The organism is Paenibacillus sp. TY11 (assembly GCF_059772165.1).
The window spans coordinates 36,887-54,215 of sequence record NZ_JCBAIQ010000025.1 but is presented as its reverse complement, the minus strand read 5'-3'; the positions used below and the strand labels follow the sequence as shown (position 1 = coordinate 54,215).

Sequence of the window (17,329 nt, the reverse complement as noted above, 5' to 3'; positions counted from 1 at the left end):
GATCTAAGCTGTATTTTCAATCCAATCCCCTTATCGTAAAGTGGATGGTATCTTTACGATAAGGGGATTTTTTTGCATGTGTAACTTTAGGATATTTTAACGGACTCGACATTATTCTTGGGAATTTGACATTTGGAACATGTTAGTTTTATAGTGTGCCTATTTCTGTACAAATTTAAATCATCCTAGCGAATAGACTCGAGAAAGGAGTTAAATGATGAAATTAAAAAAAATCCACAACAATGAACAGGACGAGCCTTGGCCCTCTAGCAAACAAATACTATGTATCGGGGGGGCCAATCTGGACCGTAAAATCATGATTAAAGGTACATTTCAGCTTCACACCTCCAACCCGAGCAGCACAAGGCTGCAATCTTGCGGTGGAGTAGCACGGAATGTAGCCGAAAATTTGGGGAGGTTGAGCCAGCAGGTCAGCCTGCTGACCGCAGTTGGGGACGATGCGGAAGGCGAATTTATCATCGAACAGTCCAGCCGTTACATGCACGTGGTTCCTCTGCAAGTCAAAGGTGAACCGTCAACCGGGGTTTATACTGCCTTGCTGGATGAGCGTGGTGAACTGATTGTAGCGACAGCAGAAATGGAGATTTATGATCAGATTCGTTCTTCAGTAATCATTGAAAATACTTCTTTAATCGCCTCGTCCCGACTAGTTCTGCTGGACACTAATTTCTCTATGAACGTAATAGCGGCCACCATACATGTATGCCATGAACATCGGGTACCGCTTGTCGTTTCTTCGGTATCAGCTTCCAAGATGAGAAAGCTTCCCCGAAATTTGAATGGGGTGGAATGGCTGGTATGTAATCCAGAGGAGGCTGAAGCTTATTTGGGACTAGAGCTTACGGATGATCAGCATATGTTGGACGCAACCCGAATTTTTCACAAACTTGGGGTTCAAAATGTCATTTTTATCTGCGGTGCTGATCGTGTTTTGTTCGCTTCTCAGGATGGAACTCATGGACGAATTCCCATACATCCAGTTCAAGAGGTCATTGATGTCACAGGTGCAGATGATGCTTTTATTGCCGGGATGATCTATGGAATCACCCAAGGTTATCCTATGGAGCAAGTGTGCCAGTTTGGAATCAGCTGTGTCGACTTAACCATTCAAACGGATCGGACGGTCTCAGAGACCATTTCTATGAATAACCTCCATTCCAGGTTCCAGGAGCTGTATGGCACACATTCGCAAAATTTTGTGTTTTTTAAGGGTGTGTATTTTAAAAAGAAAGATACATAAGTAAAGAGGAGAAATCTAACCTACCACAGCACGTCGACTGATCTATTCAATGCTGCCCTTACATACGGGACAGGGTGACGATAGACGATTATCTCCTTGACTAGCACTTGCGTTTCGTGTAAAGTGGTGAAAATTGTAATATATAGGAATAGTGTAGACCAAGGATCAAAGGTTCAATACCCGCTGTACAGAGAAGAAACTCATGGGCTGAAAGGTTTCTCGCCGCGAATGAACGTTTCCCTGCCTTGCGAGCTGTAGCGGAGCGTAAGATAAACCGTTACCGGCTGACGCCGTTATCTGATGAAGGACCGTTCCGTGTTATGGCTACGGTCAAATTAAGGGTGGTACCACGACACATTCGTCCCTGACGGATGTGTCTTTTTTGCGTACATTTTATTGTCCATACAAGGAGGTAACCGCACATGCGCCAAAGCCAATTATTACTGACAACCTTGCGCGAAGCACCCGCAGAGGCTGAAGTGATCAGTCATCAGCTTATGTTACGGGCAGGATTTGTCCGCCAACTGGCGGCTGGAATGTACACCTACATGCCACTAGGCAGACGGGTGCTCAGAAAAGTGGAGCAAATCATACGGGATGAAATGGATCGCGCAGGGGCTGGGGAGCTACTGATGCCTGTATTGCAGCCAACGGAGCTGTGGCAAGAATCGGGGAGATACGATGTGTACGGTCCTGAGCTGATGCGTCTGCAAGATCGGCATGATCGGGAGTTTGCTTTGGGACCTACACATGAAGAGGTCATTACGTCTTTAATACGGAATGAAGTGAATTCCTATCGCAAATTGCCTGTAACGCTGTATCAAATTCAAACCAAGTTTCGGGATGAACGACGTCCTCGATTTGGCCTGCTTCGCAGCAGAGAATTTTTGATGAAGGATGCCTATTCGTTTGATGCCCATTGGGAAGGACTAGACCATACCTATTGGACCATGTTCCAGGCATATCATCGTATTTTCACCCGCTGTGGTCTAAATTTTCGCGCAGTAGAAGCAGATGCGGGCGCTATTGGTGGTGAAGGTGAAACCCATGAATTTATGGCTCTGGCTGCTATTGGAGAGGATACGATTGTGGCATGTACCTGCTGTGATTATGCTGCTAATCTTGAAAAAGCCGAGCAGCGGTCTACGGAGAAAATAGAATCATCTCCTGACTCAGATGAAAATAAACATGTCAGCCATCCTTCTTTCGATACAGATAAATTCAATACAGATAAGATGGAAAAACTCCATACTCCAGGTCTGCGCACGATAGATCAACTGGTTGAATCGCTTCACATAGAGCCCAAAGAAATCATCAAAACACTGATTTATATGGCTGACGATCAACCCATTGCTGTAGTCGTCAGGGGAGATCATGAGGTCAACGAAGTGAAAGTTAAACATATTTTAGGTAGTGAAAAATTCGAAATAGCAAGTGCAGATACCGTGTCAAAGGCGACTGGAACCCCCTCGGGGTTCATAGGCCCATGCGGCTTGACGATCCCTGTGTGGGTGGATTACGCCGTTGTCCAAATGTCCAGCGGTCTCGCAGGCGCGAACGAGCTGGATTACCATTATCGACATGTGAATCCAAGGCGCGATATAGATCTTCGGCATGTGGCTGACTTGCGCAATGTTATGGAAGGGGATAGATGCCCTCGATGTGACGAAGGGGAATTGAAGCTTCATCGTGGGATTGAGATTGGACACGTGTTTAAACTGGGCACCAAATACAGTGAGAAGCTGGATGCGACTTTTCTGGATGCGTCCGGAACGGATCAGGCGGTGATTATGGGTTGCTACGGCATTGGCGTTTCCCGAATCCTTTCTGCCATTGTAGAGCAAAATCACGATCAGAACGGAATGATATGGCCTCCTGCACTGGCCCCGTTTCAAGTTCATATCATTCCGATTTCTGTGAAAGACAGCCTTCAGATGCAAATAGCCGAGGAATTATACAACCAACTGCAGGATCACGGTGTGGAGGTGATGCTAGATGATCGGGAGGAACGCCCAGGGGTTAAATTTAAAGATTCGGATTTAGTAGGTATTCCCGTACGTATCATCGTTGGCAAAGATGCTGCACACGGGAAAATAGAGTTAGTAGAGCGAAGAAGCAGCAACAAAGAGACGATTCATATCCAAGATGTAGAAAGACGGATATTGGAACTCATTCAATAATAACCACTCAGCTCAGCTTATTAATTTACAAGGTTGTACCCTATACAGTTCTACAATCCAATACGCCCGAACTACAATCATTCGGGCGTATCTTTAACACAATTACTGCACGACACTAAGTATCTGTGTCCTGTAGAATATGACCTTCTCCAAGTGTAATCTCATGAAAGCCGACCATCTGACGTGCCTGAAACCGGATTGGCTTGTCCCGACCTATCATAATGATATTTTGAATGTCGGCAGCGCCTTCTGAGGGGAGAGAGAAAGTTGTGACATAGGCGAATTCCTCACGCAACGTTGTATGAATGGCATTTATCAGGTGATCGTGTTCACTTTTGCCCATTAAATTCATAATCATGGAGCCTTCGGAATCCAGCTTTTCTTTGACCATCTTGAAAAATTCCCAGGATACTAAATGCAATGGTGTTCCCTGATCTGTGAAGGCATCTAAAATAATATAATCATAGGCATCCGCCGCTTCCTTCTCCAAAATGCGACGTCCATCACCAACAGTTACATTGTCCTGATCGTATCCAAAGAATGTTCGGCTGAACTCTACCACTTGTGCATCCAGCTCGGCAATCTTAAAGCGTTTATCTGTAAAATGGCCCGCAATCGTACCTATACCGTGCCCGATAACAAACACGTCTTCAAATGACGGATCGTTCAGCTCCATGAGATGGATGATTGCTCTCGGATATTCGAACAGAATGCGTTGCGGTTGATTCAAATCCACCGCGCCTTGGACAGCTGCATTTGAAAACTGCATCACCCGGAATAATCCCTTTTCACCATACAGCTCCGTGGTTTCGTATACTGTTATTTCATGATTATTGCTCAACTTTTTATACAAGACATCCAAGTGAACGATCTCCTTCAAGTCATACTTCCCCCTCATATTAGACATTCATAGGGCTGTTGTCCATAGATGAGGCGGAGCGAAAGTTCATATTTTCAAGCATCCCTAATTAGGTAGAATTGTTTATTTTTCCATAACGGAGTCGTTTGAACTTGTCCATGTGTCCTTTAGGAGATATAATATACAAGGATATAATGAAGTTCGTTGTGTATATTCATACAGGAAGAGAGCGGGATATTATGGGACGTAAGTGGAATAATATTAAAGAAAAGAAGGCATCCAAGGATGCTAATACGAGTCGTATATATGCTAAATTTGGCGTGGAAATTTATGTGGCAGCCAAACAGGGCGAACCTGATCCTGAATCCAATCGGGTGTTAAGAGTCGTTCTAGAACGTGCAAAAACGTACAATGTACCGAAAGCGATCATTGACCGTGCTATTGAAAAAGCAAAAGGTGCCGGCGATGAAAACTACGTAGAGCTTCGTTATGAAGGCTTCGGTCCGAATGGTTCCATGGTCATTGTAGATGCACTGACCAATAACGTAAACCGTACAGCATCGGATGTGCGTTCTGCTTTTACTAAAAATGGCGGTAGCCTGGGTGTGAGCGGATCTGTAGCCTACATGTTTGATTCAACAGCAGTTATTGGTCTGGTGGGTAAAACCGCAGATGAAGTGCTGGAGTTGCTGATGGAGGCAGATGTAGAGGTACGTGACATCATTGAAGAAGATGAAGCCGTTATCGTATATGCAGAGCCTGATCAATTCCATGCTGTTCAGGAAGCTTTCAAGCAAGCAGGAGTGACTGAGTTTACCGTTGCAGAGCTCACCATGCTTGCCCAGAATGATATTTCACTTCCAGAGGATGCACAGGTTCAATTTGATAAATTGATTGATGCATTAGAGGATTTGGAGGATGTTCAGCAGGTTTACCACAACGTAGACTCTGAGGAATAGCCTCCGTTGAGTAGCTTATAAAAACATCGTATTCCGATACGGTGTTTTTTTGTATATATAGCTTTACTTGTATAAATGAACTATGGGTCTAGAATTAGTTGAATCAAAATCAGCGATTTTTCTTGACCGATTGGTCTGATAAAGGTATTATCTTAAGCAAGGCGGTGAATGTTCAGTTTGGGAAGAGCAAAAGAATTTGATACAGAAAGTGTCCTGCGTAAAGCCATGAGTGTATTTGGAGAGTATGGTTATGAGGGAACTTCACTGACGATTTTACTGGAAGAGCTAGGTATAGCGCGTCAGAGTCTTTACGATACTTATGGCACAAAGTATGACTTGTTTCTGTCTGCGATTAAGCATTATGCCCATGGTAAAACAGAGGCCGTGGTTGGTATTCTTCGTCAACCCGGAAGTGTGAAGGAATCCATAGCGCTCATTTTTAATGAAGCGACCAGAGTTTTAATGGACCCAGTCTTGTCCAAGGAATGTTTTATTATGAATAGTGCCGTTGAACAGGCGCCGCATCATCATGAGATTAGAGCCTTTATTTCAGAGAACACGGAGAAGCTGGAACTTGCTTTTTACAACGCTTTAGTCCGTGCTCAAAAAGATGGGGAGATTCTTCACCCAGAGTCTGAGCTCTTGTCGATAGCCCGATTTTTAAATCACGCCCGCTTATCATTAACGTTTACTGCCAAAACAGGTGCAAGCCCCGAGGTTCTTAGGGATATAGTTCGTACGACTCTGTTGATTTTGGATTAACGAAAAATAAACGCTAAACGCTGTAGAGCGTTTATTTTTTTGAGAATTCCAGACTGTTCAGTCTTGAAAAATCTAAGGTTTATCAAAATATAACATCCGATAGGAGCTAAGCTAAAATGACAAATAAAAATATATCGTTGATTACTGGAGCCAACGGCAAAACAGGCAGCCGTGTGGCTGCCAGACTTACGAAACTTCGACATCCGGTGCGTTTAGCGGGACGTACTCATCCTGCCGAATGGGAAGGTAAAGATTATGTGTATTTTGATTGGTATGATGAATCAACACATACAAAAGCGCTCATTAATGTAGATAGAGTTTATTTGGTAGTGCCTGTACTGGACATCAATCCTGCCAAAGTTATGATCCCTTTTATTGAACAAGCCTTGAGAGTCGGAGTGAAAAGGTTCGTACTTTTAGGGAGCGCCTCTGTTCCTGAGAATGGGCCGATATTTGGACCTGTGCATCAAGCTCTTAGTAGATTAGCTCCAGAGTGGGCTGTATTGCAGCCTTCCTACTTTATGGAGAATTTCACGGAAGGTCAGCATGTAAGTACCATCAAAAACACCGGCACGATTTATAGTGCAACAGGAAACGGGAGAGTAGGTTTCGTCAGCGCAGATGACATTGCAGAAGTGGGAGTAAGGGCTCTTATTGACGATAAACCACATAACACAGCTCATATAATTACTGGACCTCAGTCGCTAACATATGGCGAAGTGGGTGATATTGTCGGGAAAGTAACAGGCCAAGCGATCCAGCATATCTCGTTGTCTGATGAAGAGCTGAAAGCGGGAATGGTTCGAGCTGGAATGCCTGAAGACTATGCAGATATGTTGGCGGGATTGGATAGAAGGATACGTGAAAATAGGAGTGAAGATCAAGTTACCGATATCGTTGAGCGTGTCACTGGGCGCCGCCCGATATCATTCGAGCAGTTTGTGCAAACCCACGCAGACACATGGAAGTAATCACGTCAGAAGAGGGAGGAATTAAAGCAACCCGTGACGTCGTAGACGCTATACCTGATTGCAAAGTGTCAATCTGACAACATTCGATCAAGATGGCATGTAAAGTAGATCAAGACGAGCGTTCAATGATCTAGTGGCAAGCGCGATAACGGTTCCCGTTCATTCCTTTTTGGGTTCATATGAATAACCAGGATATTTGACGACGGGCCATTTTTCCTTCCGTAAATTAGAGATCACATCAGCACCAACATGTAAATTACTCTGAATAAGTTCTGTGGGCGTAAGAGCCATCCATTGATTCAGTGAAACATCCGCAAACCGGTCACTTTTAAACATTTCAAGAAACCATAGTGTGCTAGAACCTGTATTTTGAATGTAATGACCGTAAGCAAAAGGCACATAACCTACATCTCCGGCTCTGAAATCAAACGTACGGGCCGCACCATTACCACCAAAAACAGTCATCCGTCCTTGCCCTGCCAGATAGTATTGCCATTCGTCATTATTGGGGTGCCAGTGCATTTCTCTCATGGCCCCGGGCTCAATCTCAACAAGAGCAGCAGCGATGGTTTTGGATATCGGAAAATTGGAGGAATCGACAATACGTACGCTTCCACCCGGCGTTTTGATTGGGGGCTGAGCGAGTAATTTATGCTTAAAGGATTGGGGCAACGTCCCGTAGGGAGAGGGAACCGCTTGGCTTTGGATTGAACCAGGAACGGAATCCTGATAGATGTATACTTGGTCTTGAGGAATGAAGTTAAAATCAGCTTCTGGGACGCCGAAATTTGCAGATAGTACATCTTTAGGGGTATGTGCGAACCAATCGGAGATGGATAGGGTGTTCAAATCTGAGAAGCTGCCATCATCGAAAACCAGCAAAAATTCACAGCCATCCTCAAGACCTTGTATAGAGTGTGGAATGCCAGGAGGAAAATACCAGAGATCCCCGGGACCCACATCAGCAATAAAATTACGTCCATTTTGGTCAACTGCCGTAATGCGGGCACTACCCAATAGCATATAAGACCATTCCGCCTGCTGATGCCAGTGAAGCTCACGTACACCGCCTGGTGTCAAACTCATATTCACCCCGGCAAGGGTTGTGGCAATAGGTAATTCCCTTACCGTTACTTCTCTTGACCACCCACCATGGTTAAGTTGCATATGGGCGTCTGAAAAGGAAAACCTCATATTCGGTATGAGACCATTGTCCGTTACAGGGGGAACCAGCATATCGGGATTCTGTAAATCCCTCATCACATCACGTGGGCCCTTGTCGATGCCCCCTGCGCCATCACTTCTGATGGGTTGGGGGATTCTAACATTTTTCGAGCAATCATTATGCATCATTTGATCTTCCTCTCCAGGTTGAAGCTTGATAAAGCATAGGATAAGAAAAAATACGCATAAAGATTTTATGATCATGTGTTGAGTTTTATGCTGTATGCGTCAGATCTGTAAACTGTGCCTGAATGATTTGAGCTAAATCGTGCGGACTCAACTCCAGTTGGGTCCCAATTTTCCCGCCGCTCACAACGATGGTTTCCAGTTCTATTGCCGGCTGGTCGATAAAAGTGGGGTAGAGCTTTTTCATTCCTATGGGGGAGCAGCCACCGCGAATATATCCCGTATGCTTTTGCAACTCCTTAACTGGAAGCATTTCAATTTTCTTTTCTCCCGCAGATTTCGCTGCCTTTTTGAGATCAAGCTCTTTATGTACAGGAATCACAAAAACAAACAGATTTTGTTTGCTATGTGCAACCAAAGTTTTGAAAACCATTTCCGGGGCTCTCTCGATTTTCTCAGCCACATTCATACCGTCAATTTTCCCGTCTTGATGATCATAACTCAAAATATTGTAGTGTATGTGTTGCCCGTCCAATATGCGCATGGCGTTTGTTTTGCTGGCACTCATCTTATTTCTTCCTTTCTTCAATCGTGCAGAGGCAATCACAGCAAGCATTTGCCTCTGCGGAATCATTTTGCTCTCTTCTTAGAGTTTTTCCAAGTGATCCACATAATCCTTTGCATCCTTTAAGGAGAGATCCTTAGCTGTTCTCAGCTCTTTTATGGCTTGAATCTTTTTTCCTTCCCTAATCAGTAGGAGCAATCTTCCATTGATATCCTCCGAAGTTCCTGTGTCTAGGATATGTGGAGGAGTGGTAGTGATTGTTCCTGACAGCGATGTTCCCTGTATTCCTGAACGATTCTCAAGACGTTCCACGTCGGATTTCAAATCATTAAGCCGAGATTGAAGGCTGTAGACCTTGATTAAAAGTATGACGGAAAGGAGTAACGCAATTATTGCTATATACTCAATAGTTGACAATAGAATTCCCCCTTTTTCACTTAGTTTCATCTCAAAGATGCCACACTAAAAATTTTGTTTCTTATCCATAGTATAGCACGATGATCGACTGATGGAATTGAGCATCGGAAGAGTACAAATTGACTTTTTGCAGACAGAGCATTATATTACAGCTTATTATAAATCTTTTAATAAATGTTGGGAAAGGAGTGCATTCAAATACAACCAGTCTCCAATAATACCATTCGGGTCAAACAAATTAATGTAGAGTTAGTTAAAAATACACTGAAATCCAAGGAATATGCAACCAAGTCGTCCATAGCCAGCATCACAGGACTTAGTGTGGCAACCTGCGGAAATATTCTGAAAGAGCTTCTTCAAACCGGGGAAGTATTAGAGACGGAATTGGAAGAATCGAACGGCGGGCGTCCGGCAAGACGGTACAAATATAACGCTGATTATTCTTATATTATCTGTTTAAATGTGAAAACGGAAGGAGGAGTACATTCTCTTACTTATGCTGTTGCTAATTTGCTTGGCGATATCATCGTAGAGAATACCTCCGTTGTGCCCCATATAAATTATGAGTTAATAGAAAACCAAATTGGAGAACTGATTAACAACTACGAAAATGTCAAAGCCATTGGTATTGGCATCCCGGGGGTTGTTCATCAAGGAGTGATCGATGTTTGTGATCTCGACCTGCTCATAGGAGTTCCTGTAGGCCCACGGCTTCAAGATAAATACGGGTTAGAAGTTACTATTGAAAATGATATGCATTTGACAGTCTACGGATTTTATAACATGCAAAATTATAATGAGGACAAAACCTTCGCTATTGTTACGTTTCCCAAGGATAATTTCCCGGGAGCAGGTTTTATTGTCGACGGACATTTGTTAAAAGGAAATACCAAATTTGCGGGGGAAGTTTCCTTTTTACCCTTTGATTTAAGAAGAGAGGAACAGCTTAAACAGTTAAATAGCGCACAGGGATTTGTTCCTCTGGCGGTTAAAACGATAACCTCCATTATTGCGATTATAGACCCTGTATCTATTGCTTTGACCGGAGAGTTATCCAAGCCGACTCTGTTGGACGATATTTATAACGGCTGTCTAAAAGATGTACCCAAAGAACATATGCCCGAGATTTTTGTAAAAAACAATACGCATGATGAATACATGTATGGGTTGATTTCGGTGACCCTTGAAAGTTTGACGTACAATTTACAATTGGTGGAAAAAAGAAAATAGGGCATTGTTCAATGAACCAAGAGAGGATGAGATCAGTGACTAAAAAAGCGATTTCTTGGACTAAAGGAACATGGACTAATCATCCGGTATCATCCATAGAAGAAGACCAGTTCCTTAAAGTTGAAACTAGAGAAGGAAGCGACTACTGGGAAAAAACTTTGTATGGATTTGAACGCAGTAGCGGACATTCCCTGCTTACAGCCTGGGAAGAAGGCACTGCGATCGAAGTCACGTTTCAATTAGGCTCATTTACGGAGCTTTACGACCAGGCCGGTATTATGCTGTATCAAGGACAGCAAAAGTGGATTAAAGCGGGGATCGAATTAAATGACGGAATTCCTCAACTGGCTGTCGTAGTCACAGATGGCTATTCCGATTGGTCATTAGCCCCTGTGCCCAGTTGGGTAGGGAAAAATGTGACGATTCGTGCTTCACAGCTACATGATGCAGTGATCATTAGAGCCCGAACCGACAATCAAAGCTGGCGCACCGTACGTGTGGCACGTTTTCCTTATGAAACTGGACAACAGGCGGGGCCTTTTGCTTGTTCACCGACTCGTCACGGCTTTCAGGTTACCTTTACACGTTGGGTAAGCACTAAACCCGATAGCGATATTCATGTAGATCCGCCAATTGAAGAATAGCTATTCTACTCAATAATGCTGAATATGAATACTCACTCCCGGTTACGATTGGTAATAACGTATCGATTGGTGGAGCGTTATTATAAATATGGGGGTAAGTATTGGAGATAATACGATTATAGACTTCGAAGTTTTTAAAATAATACTTGACATGAAACGCGTTACAAACCTTAAGCTTCAATTAGAAGTACTTTATAACATATTAGTATAGAGGTATCGTACTTCTATCCTAGTTAATGAAAAAACATCAGCAAAGGCGGAGAAAATATGAGTACACAGTTTCCAAAAGATTTCCTGTGGGGCGGGGCAGTTGCTGCTAATCAGCTCGAAGGCGCTTATCAAGAAGATGGAAAAGGCTGGTCTATTCAGGATGTAACCCCTCGTGGTGGTTGGGGACCAGTTACGGATGTACCAACAGAAGATAATATGAAGTTGATCGGTATTGATTTTTATCATCATTATAAAGAAGATATCAAACTTTTTGCGGAAATGGGCTTCAAAGTGTTCCGTACTTCCATCGCATGGTCACGTATTTTCCCTAAAGGTGACGAACTGGAGCCTAACGAAAAAGGCTTGCAATTTTATGATGATTTGTTTGATGAACTTCACAAATATGGAATTGAACCACTCGTTACATTATCTCACTATGAAACACCTTTACATTTGTCCAGAGAATACGATGGTTGGGTAAACCGTAAGCTAGTTGATTTTTATGAGCGCTATGCTACAACTGTATTTAAACGCTACAAAAATAAAGTGAAATACTGGTTGACTTTCAATGAAATCAACTCCATTCTTGAAGCACCATTCATGAGTGGCGGGATTAGCACACCAAAAGATCAACTTAGTGAACAAGATCTTTATCAAGCTATTCACCATGAGCTTGTAGCGAGTGCAAGAGCGGTAAAAATCGGTCATCAGATCAACCCTGATTTCAAAATTGGCTGTATGGTGCTGAGTATGCCTACTTATCCGTTGACACCTAATCCAGATGATGTGATTGCTGCGATGGAATTTGATCACAGAAACATGGCATTTGCCGATATTCATGCAAGAGGTCAGTACCCAGGTTACATGAAACGTTTCTTTAAAGAAAACGGAATCTCTATTCACTTTGAACCAGGTGATGCTGAAGATTTGAAGCATACCGTTGATTTTATCTCGTTCAGCTATTATATGAGTACTTGTGAGACCGCTGACGAAGCTAAAAAAGTCAAAGGTGAAGGTAACATTCTCGGTGGTGTCAGCAATCCGCATCTCGAGGCAAGTGAGTGGGGCTGGCAAATTGATCCGCAAGGCCTGCGTTATGTACTGAATACGTTTTATGATCGCTTCCAAAAACCACTGTTCATCGTTGAAAATGGTTTGGGCGCCGTTGACGAACTGATCACCAATGAAAAAGGCGAAAAAACTGTTGAAGATGACTACCGGATCAACTACCTGAATGATCATTTGGTTCAAGTTGGAGAAGCTATTGAGGATGGAGTAGAGGTTATGGGTTATACGTCTTGGGGCTGTATTGACCTTGTCAGCGCATCAACCGCTCAGCTTAAAAAACGTTACGGTTACATTTACGTAGACCGTCATGATGATGGCAGCGGTACACTTAAAAGATATCCGAAGAAATCGTTCCATTGGTACAAAGAAGTTATTTCCACGAACGGTGAAAGCTTGAAGCGTTAATTTATAAATAAACCAGTGATTAAGTATTAAATATACAATGAAGGCTTATAGATAGCGACCGCTTCTGCTCTTTTACGAAGCGGTCGCTAATTTTTTAGGGGGATTAGCAACCGAATTACAAGCTGAGGACGAAAGAGCTTTCATGAATGATTCGTAAGCGTTATTTATTGATAATTGATGATAAATAGATTGGACAAAAATTAATTACTGAGATATATTAAGACTTATTAAAACGTCAATAATAACTATGCTGAAAAAATTGAGTCCAGATAAATTAATGATTTTTTAATGATGAGGGCTGCAGAAGGAGGAAAATAATGAAGATTGAGCATGTAGCGATCTGGGTGAGAGACTTAGAAAAGATGAAAAGCTTTTACGAGCAATATTTTGATGGAAAATCTAACGATAAATATTATAACGCTACAAAAGGATTTGAGTCCTATTTTATCACCTTTGAGGATGGAGCAAGGTTAGAGGTTATGCGTAAAACGGGAGTAGATCATTCACCACAGATAAATATTACGGGCTGGGCTCATGTGGCATTTTCCGTTGGAAGTAAAGCACTGGTGAATGAAAAGACAGAGCAGCTCATGCATGCAGGATATGAAGTAGTGGGTCAGCCAAGATTGACAGGTGACGGCTATTATGAAAGCGTAATTAAAGATCCAGAAGGTAATTTGGTAGAAATTTCAATGTAAATAGTTTTCCAGTTCTGAAGAGTGAGCATGTGGAATCCTACAATGAAGCTTTAAAAGAAATCTGAATTCTGTATCTAAATAAACGGAGTGAGGACAGCTATGACAGAAAAAGAAAAATCACAATTAGGACTCCTATACAATGCTAATTATGATGAAGAGTTGATTGAGGAACGTTTATACGCCAAAGGTCTCTGCCACGAATATAATCAGCTTCATCCTAGAAATATTGAAGAACGAGAAACACTCATCAAAACTTTATTTGGTAAAACAACTGACAGATTCTTGATTGAGCAACCTTTTGTGTGTGACTATGGCTATAACATTGAAATCGGTGAAAATTTCTATAGTAACCATAATACGATCATGCTTGATGGGGCAAAAATAGTTTTCGGTGATAATGTTTTTGTTGCCCCTAACTGCGGATTTTATACTGCGGGTCATCCTCTTGATGTGGAACAACGTAATGAGGGATTGGAGATTGTATTTCCAATTACCATTGGCAATAATGTGTGGATCGGTGGAAATGTCACTGTTCTGGCTGGTGTAACTATAGGGGATGATTCAATTATCGGTGCAGGAAGCGTTGTCACCAAAGATATCCCTTCTGGTGTGATTGCCGCAGGAAACCCTTGCAAGGTAATCCGAAAAGTCACCGAAGATGATAAGCAAAAGTATAGAAGGAATTAACAATATAACTACAGCTCATTTTGAGCTGTAGTTTTGTGTCTAAAAGAGAATTACAACACGAAAAGAAACCCATTTTTGCACAGATTTGTTCAGGGAATAATGTAATAATGAACTTAAGTGGAGTATTTATTAAATCACAATAGCCTATACAGAAAGGAAAGAACAATCATGAAATTTATGTGTATATCAGATATTCACGGCTCGCTGCACTGGTTGCAATTGGCACTGGAGAAGTTCAGGGAGGAGAAAGCCGACCGTCTTGTCCTGCTCGGAGATTATATGTACCATGGACCACGTAATCAGTTACCGGAAGGATATAATCCGGCGGAAGTGGCCTCTATGCTGAATCAGTACAAGTCTCATATTGCAGTGTCTGTGCGTGGGAATTGCGATGCAGAAGTGGATCAGATGTTGCTGGAGTTTCCGATGATGGGTGATTATGCCTTGCTGTACCATGAAGGACGGCGAATCTATGTCACGCACGGGCATGGCTTTAGTATCGGAAATTTACCACCACTGGAAGCGGGAGATGTGTTCATCCAGGGACATACTCATATTCCGGTAGCAGATGTGGAAAATGGGGTCTTTATATTGAACCCCGGTTCGATCGCGCTGCCAAAAGAAAACTATTCACCCTCTTACGGAGTGCTGGAGGGAGCACAATTCACCGTGAAGGATTTTGATGGCAGTACGGTGAAAGCAATCACATTTTCAAAGTGATTTGCTCAAATTTAAATGTAAATCATTAAAACTTTTCCGCTTCGATTGAGACAAAGATCATATTATTGTATGATAGGAGCGGAGTCTACATTATGAAAAAGAAAGAGAGCTTCAATACATGCAAATTAAGGATTCACATTATAAGATGCCGCCTGAATGGGCGCCACATGAACGCACGTATATTTCCTGGCCTGTACATTCTTCAATGGTTTACCCCGATATGCATACCGATGTATGTAAGGGATATGCCGAAATTGTACGTGCCATGGCAGAATTTGAACCAGTTACCGTGGTTGTAAACCCGGATGATCTGGAGAGCGTTAAAGCGCTTGAACTCGGGGAACGGGTAGAATTACTGCCGATTGAGCACAGCGATGCGTGGCTGCGTGACAACGGACCTACTTTTCTCACGGACGAGCATGGCCAGTTGGCAGGTGTAAACTGGAAGTTTAACGCCTGGGGCGGCAAATACGCTCCATGGGATCTGGATGACCAGGTTGCGCCGCAAATTTTGGACCAACTTGGAGTTCCACGGTTTGATGCACCGCTAGTGATGGAAGGCGGCTCACTGCACGTAGACGGCGAAGGCACACTGATTACAACCGAAGAGTGTTTGCTCAATCCCAACCGAAATCCGGGATTAAGCAGGGAAGAAATTGAACGGTATGTGTGCGAATATACAGGTGCCGAGAAAATAATATGGCTAAAACGTGGACTTAGTGGCGACGAAACGGACGGCCATGTGGACAATATTGCTTGTTTTGCTGCTCCCGGCAAGGTCATTATACAAGTATGTGATGATCCTGAGGATGAAAATTACGAAATCACGCAGGAAAACCTACGCATTCTGGAGCAAGCAACGGATGCCCAAGGCCGTAAGCTAGAAGTGATTCGGATCGGCCAGCCGCCGCGCGTGGATTATGAAGACAGCCGATTGACACTTAGCTATATTAACTTCTACTTTGTGAATGGTGGTATTATTTTGCCGGTGTTTGGCGGCACTGCCGCTGAGAGCGATCTTGCAGCCCAGCAGGTGCTGGCAAATGTATTTCCAGATCGCAAGATTCGCACCGTAGATGGTATGGCAGTTATCCGTGAAGGCGGAAACGTACACTGCACAACTCAGCAGATGCCTGCTGTAAAACGTTAAACGATACGACATTTAAGAGGAGGACTAAAGTGAGAAAAGTAAAAGTGGCAGCAACTCAAATGAGCTGTTCTACCAATATCGAAGAAAATATAAGCAAAGCCGAAAAGCTGGTGCGTGAAGCGGCTGCGCAAGGCGCTCAAATTATTTTGCTGCAGGAATTGTTCGAGACTCCGTACTTCTGCCAGAAGGAGAAGTCTGATTATTATGTATATGCAACCGAGCTGGAGCACAACAAGGCGGTTAACCATTTCAAGAAGATTGCCAAGGAATTGCAGGTGGTGCTGCCCATCAGTTTTTATGAGAAGAAAAACTACGCCCGCTACAACAGTCTTGCTGTAATTGATGCAGACGGTGAAGTATTGGGCAAATACCGCAAAAGCCACATCCCGGACGGTCCTGGGTATGAGGAAAAATTTTATTTTAATCCGGGCGATACCGGTTTTAAAGTATGGAATACACGCTATGCCAAAATTGGAGTAGGCGTGTGCTGGGATCAATGGTATCCTGAGGCGGCACGTTGTATGGCGCTGATGGGAGCAGAAGTTTTGTTTTATCCGACAGCTATTGGCTCGGAACCGCAGGATTCTTCCATTGACTCCAAGGATCACTGGCAGACCTGCATGCTGGGTCATGCGGCTTCCAACCTGATTCCAGTCATTGCTTCCAATCGCATCGGAACTGAAACGGATGAAGAATCCAGTATCAACTTCTACGGCTCATCCTTTATTGCCGGGCCTCAAGGTAACAAGATCGCAGAGGCTGGTCGTACCGATGAGGAAGTGCTTACTGCCGAATTTGATCTGGACGAGCTGGAAGTAGGGCGGATTGAATGGGGCATTTTCCGTGACCGTCGTCCCGAACTGTACAAAATGATTGCTACCTATGATGGTGATTTAAAAGTATAACCTGTATACGGATAGGCAAGTTTCCCTTGTCGTCAAGCCGAGGTGTTTCCTTTCATTGGACTCACCTGGCTTTTCGGGCAGGGGATTTTTGCTTTAAATATTTATCTTTATCTAATACATTTAAATTTCCAAGCTTATAATGGCTGAAACATCTTAACCTATAGAATGAAACTATGATTTATCACATAAAATAGCATTAGAATTTATGAATTGGATGATATAAAATCAAGTCATAGGGAATGATCGTATTCAACGAAACCTCGGTATTCTTTAAAGTGAAAAAAATCA

Annotated in this window: 17 protein-coding genes; 13 read left to right on the top strand and 4 right to left on the bottom strand. The window is 43.1% G+C overall.

The window, feature by feature from the left end:
• Positions 1 to 217 precede the first annotated feature (217 nt).
• Both AC6EJC_RS22800 and AC6EJC_RS22795 read left to right on the top strand, forming a co-directional pair.
• The gene (locus AC6EJC_RS22800) at positions 218 to 1,261 is read left to right on the top strand and encodes a carbohydrate kinase family protein (RefSeq protein ID WP_444955936.1); all 1,044 of its coding nucleotides are present in this window, start codon (positions 218 to 220) and stop codon (positions 1,259 to 1,261) included.
• A gap of 422 nt (positions 1,262 to 1,683) precedes the next feature.
• Positions 1,684 to 3,441, top strand: coding sequence for a proline--tRNA ligase (locus AC6EJC_RS22795; RefSeq protein WP_444955916.1), 1,758 nt, complete (start codon positions 1,684 to 1,686; stop codon positions 3,439 to 3,441).
• A 115-nt stretch (positions 3,442 to 3,556) separates the two neighbouring features.
• On the opposite strand, the gene AC6EJC_RS22790 is transcribed toward AC6EJC_RS22795, so the two are convergent.
• Positions 3,557 to 4,321, bottom strand: a complete 765-nt coding sequence (locus AC6EJC_RS22790) for a spermidine synthase (protein WP_444955915.1) — start codon at positions 4,319 to 4,321, stop codon at positions 3,557 to 3,559.
• A 218-nt stretch (positions 4,322 to 4,539) separates the two neighbouring features.
• Here AC6EJC_RS22790 and AC6EJC_RS22785 point away from each other — a divergent pair, with 218 nt between their 5' ends.
• The 3 genes from AC6EJC_RS22785 to AC6EJC_RS22775 all read left to right on the top strand — a co-directional run bounded on the left by AC6EJC_RS22785 (position 4,540) and on the right by AC6EJC_RS22775 (position 6,992).
• On the top strand, positions 4,540 to 5,259 hold the full coding sequence (locus tag AC6EJC_RS22785) for a YebC/PmpR family DNA-binding transcriptional regulator (RefSeq protein WP_013310214.1): 720 nt from the start codon (positions 4,540 to 4,542) through the stop codon (positions 5,257 to 5,259).
• 177 nt (positions 5,260 to 5,436) lie between these two features.
• The gene (locus AC6EJC_RS22780) at positions 5,437 to 6,021 is read left to right on the top strand and encodes a TetR/AcrR family transcriptional regulator (RefSeq protein WP_444955914.1); all 585 of its coding nucleotides are present in this window, start codon (positions 5,437 to 5,439) and stop codon (positions 6,019 to 6,021) included.
• Positions 6,022 to 6,137: 116 nt separating this feature from the next.
• A complete protein-coding gene (locus AC6EJC_RS22775; protein WP_444955913.1) occupies positions 6,138 to 6,992 on the top strand; it encodes an NmrA family NAD(P)-binding protein in 855 nt (284 codons plus the stop codon).
• Between the two features lie 159 nt (positions 6,993 to 7,151).
• Here AC6EJC_RS22775 and AC6EJC_RS22770 read toward each other — a convergent pair whose 3' ends face one another.
• From AC6EJC_RS22770 to AC6EJC_RS22760, 3 genes are all read right to left on the bottom strand, one after another.
• Positions 7,152 to 8,342 carry an oxalate decarboxylase family bicupin gene (locus tag AC6EJC_RS22770; protein ID WP_444955935.1) on the bottom strand — a complete coding sequence of 397 codons (1,191 nt, stop codon included), beginning with the start codon at positions 8,340 to 8,342 and terminating at the stop codon, positions 7,152 to 7,154.
• A gap of 88 nt (positions 8,343 to 8,430) precedes the next feature.
• Positions 8,431 to 8,910, bottom strand: coding sequence for a Cys-tRNA(Pro) deacylase (ybaK, locus tag AC6EJC_RS22765; protein WP_444955934.1), 480 nt, complete (start codon positions 8,908 to 8,910; stop codon positions 8,431 to 8,433).
• A 78-nt stretch (positions 8,911 to 8,988) separates the two neighbouring features.
• Positions 8,989 to 9,324, bottom strand: coding sequence for a ribosomal protein L7/L12 (locus AC6EJC_RS22760; protein ID WP_444955912.1), 336 nt, complete (start codon positions 9,322 to 9,324; stop codon positions 8,989 to 8,991).
• A 321-nt stretch (positions 9,325 to 9,645) separates the two neighbouring features.
• Here AC6EJC_RS22760 and AC6EJC_RS22755 point away from each other — a divergent pair, with 321 nt between their 5' ends.
• From AC6EJC_RS22755 to aguB, 8 genes are all read left to right on the top strand, one after another.
• Positions 9,646 to 10,554 (top strand): ROK family protein, encoded by a 909-nt coding sequence (locus AC6EJC_RS22755; RefSeq protein ID WP_444955933.1) that lies wholly within the window; start codon positions 9,646 to 9,648, stop codon positions 10,552 to 10,554.
• A gap of 35 nt (positions 10,555 to 10,589) precedes the next feature.
• Positions 10,590 to 11,198: a DUF1349 domain-containing protein gene (locus AC6EJC_RS22750; protein WP_444955911.1), complete on the top strand. Its 609-nt coding sequence runs from the start codon at positions 10,590 to 10,592 to the stop codon at positions 11,196 to 11,198.
• A 267-nt stretch (positions 11,199 to 11,465) separates the two neighbouring features.
• Positions 11,466 to 12,881 (top strand): glycoside hydrolase family 1 protein, encoded by a 1,416-nt coding sequence (locus AC6EJC_RS22745; protein ID WP_444955910.1) that lies wholly within the window; start codon positions 11,466 to 11,468, stop codon positions 12,879 to 12,881.
• 317 nt (positions 12,882 to 13,198) lie between these two features.
• Entirely contained in the window at positions 13,199 to 13,579 is a 381-nt protein-coding gene (locus AC6EJC_RS22740; protein WP_029515106.1) for a VOC family protein, read from the top strand.
• Between the two features lie 99 nt (positions 13,580 to 13,678).
• A complete protein-coding gene (locus AC6EJC_RS22735; protein ID WP_444955909.1) occupies positions 13,679 to 14,266 on the top strand; it encodes a sugar O-acetyltransferase in 588 nt (195 codons plus the stop codon).
• Positions 14,267 to 14,434: 168 nt separating this feature from the next.
• Positions 14,435 to 14,986: a phosphodiesterase gene (gene yfcE, locus AC6EJC_RS22730; RefSeq protein WP_444955908.1), complete on the top strand. Its 552-nt coding sequence runs from the start codon at positions 14,435 to 14,437 to the stop codon at positions 14,984 to 14,986.
• A 118-nt stretch (positions 14,987 to 15,104) separates the two neighbouring features.
• On the top strand, positions 15,105 to 16,136 hold the full coding sequence (locus AC6EJC_RS22725) for an agmatine deiminase family protein (protein WP_444955907.1): 1,032 nt from the start codon (positions 15,105 to 15,107) through the stop codon (positions 16,134 to 16,136).
• Between the two features lie 29 nt (positions 16,137 to 16,165).
• Positions 16,166 to 17,041: an N-carbamoylputrescine amidase gene (gene aguB, locus AC6EJC_RS22720; RefSeq protein WP_444955906.1), complete on the top strand. Its 876-nt coding sequence runs from the start codon at positions 16,166 to 16,168 to the stop codon at positions 17,039 to 17,041.
• The last annotated feature ends 288 nt before the right edge of the window (positions 17,042 to 17,329 follow it).

Bases quoted from the DNA above. Each gene is read 5' to 3' on its own strand.
- AC6EJC_RS22800 (WP_444955936.1), top strand. From the start codon at position 218: ATGAAATTAAAAAAAATCCACAACAATGAACAGGACGAGCCTTGGCCC.
- AC6EJC_RS22795 (WP_444955916.1), top strand. From the start codon at position 1,684: ATGCGCCAAAGCCAATTATTACTGACAACCTTGCGCGAAGCACCCGCA.
- AC6EJC_RS22785 (WP_013310214.1), top strand. From the start codon at position 4,540: ATGGGACGTAAGTGGAATAATATTAAAGAAAAGAAGGCATCCAAGGAT.
- AC6EJC_RS22775 (WP_444955913.1), top strand. From the start codon at position 6,138: ATGACAAATAAAAATATATCGTTGATTACTGGAGCCAACGGCAAAACA.
- AC6EJC_RS22770 (WP_444955935.1), bottom strand. From the start codon at position 8,342: ATGCATAATGATTGCTCGAAAAATGTTAGAATCCCCCAACCCATCAGA.
- ybaK (WP_444955934.1), bottom strand. From the start codon at position 8,910: ATGAGTGCCAGCAAAACAAACGCCATGCGCATATTGGACGGGCAACAC.
- AC6EJC_RS22745 (WP_444955910.1), top strand. From the start codon at position 11,466: ATGAGTACACAGTTTCCAAAAGATTTCCTGTGGGGCGGGGCAGTTGCT.
- AC6EJC_RS22740 (WP_029515106.1), top strand. From the start codon at position 13,199: ATGAAGATTGAGCATGTAGCGATCTGGGTGAGAGACTTAGAAAAGATG.
- AC6EJC_RS22735 (WP_444955909.1), top strand. From the start codon at position 13,679: ATGACAGAAAAAGAAAAATCACAATTAGGACTCCTATACAATGCTAAT.
- yfcE (WP_444955908.1), top strand. From the start codon at position 14,435: ATGAAATTTATGTGTATATCAGATATTCACGGCTCGCTGCACTGGTTG.
- AC6EJC_RS22725 (WP_444955907.1), top strand. From the start codon at position 15,105: ATGCAAATTAAGGATTCACATTATAAGATGCCGCCTGAATGGGCGCCA.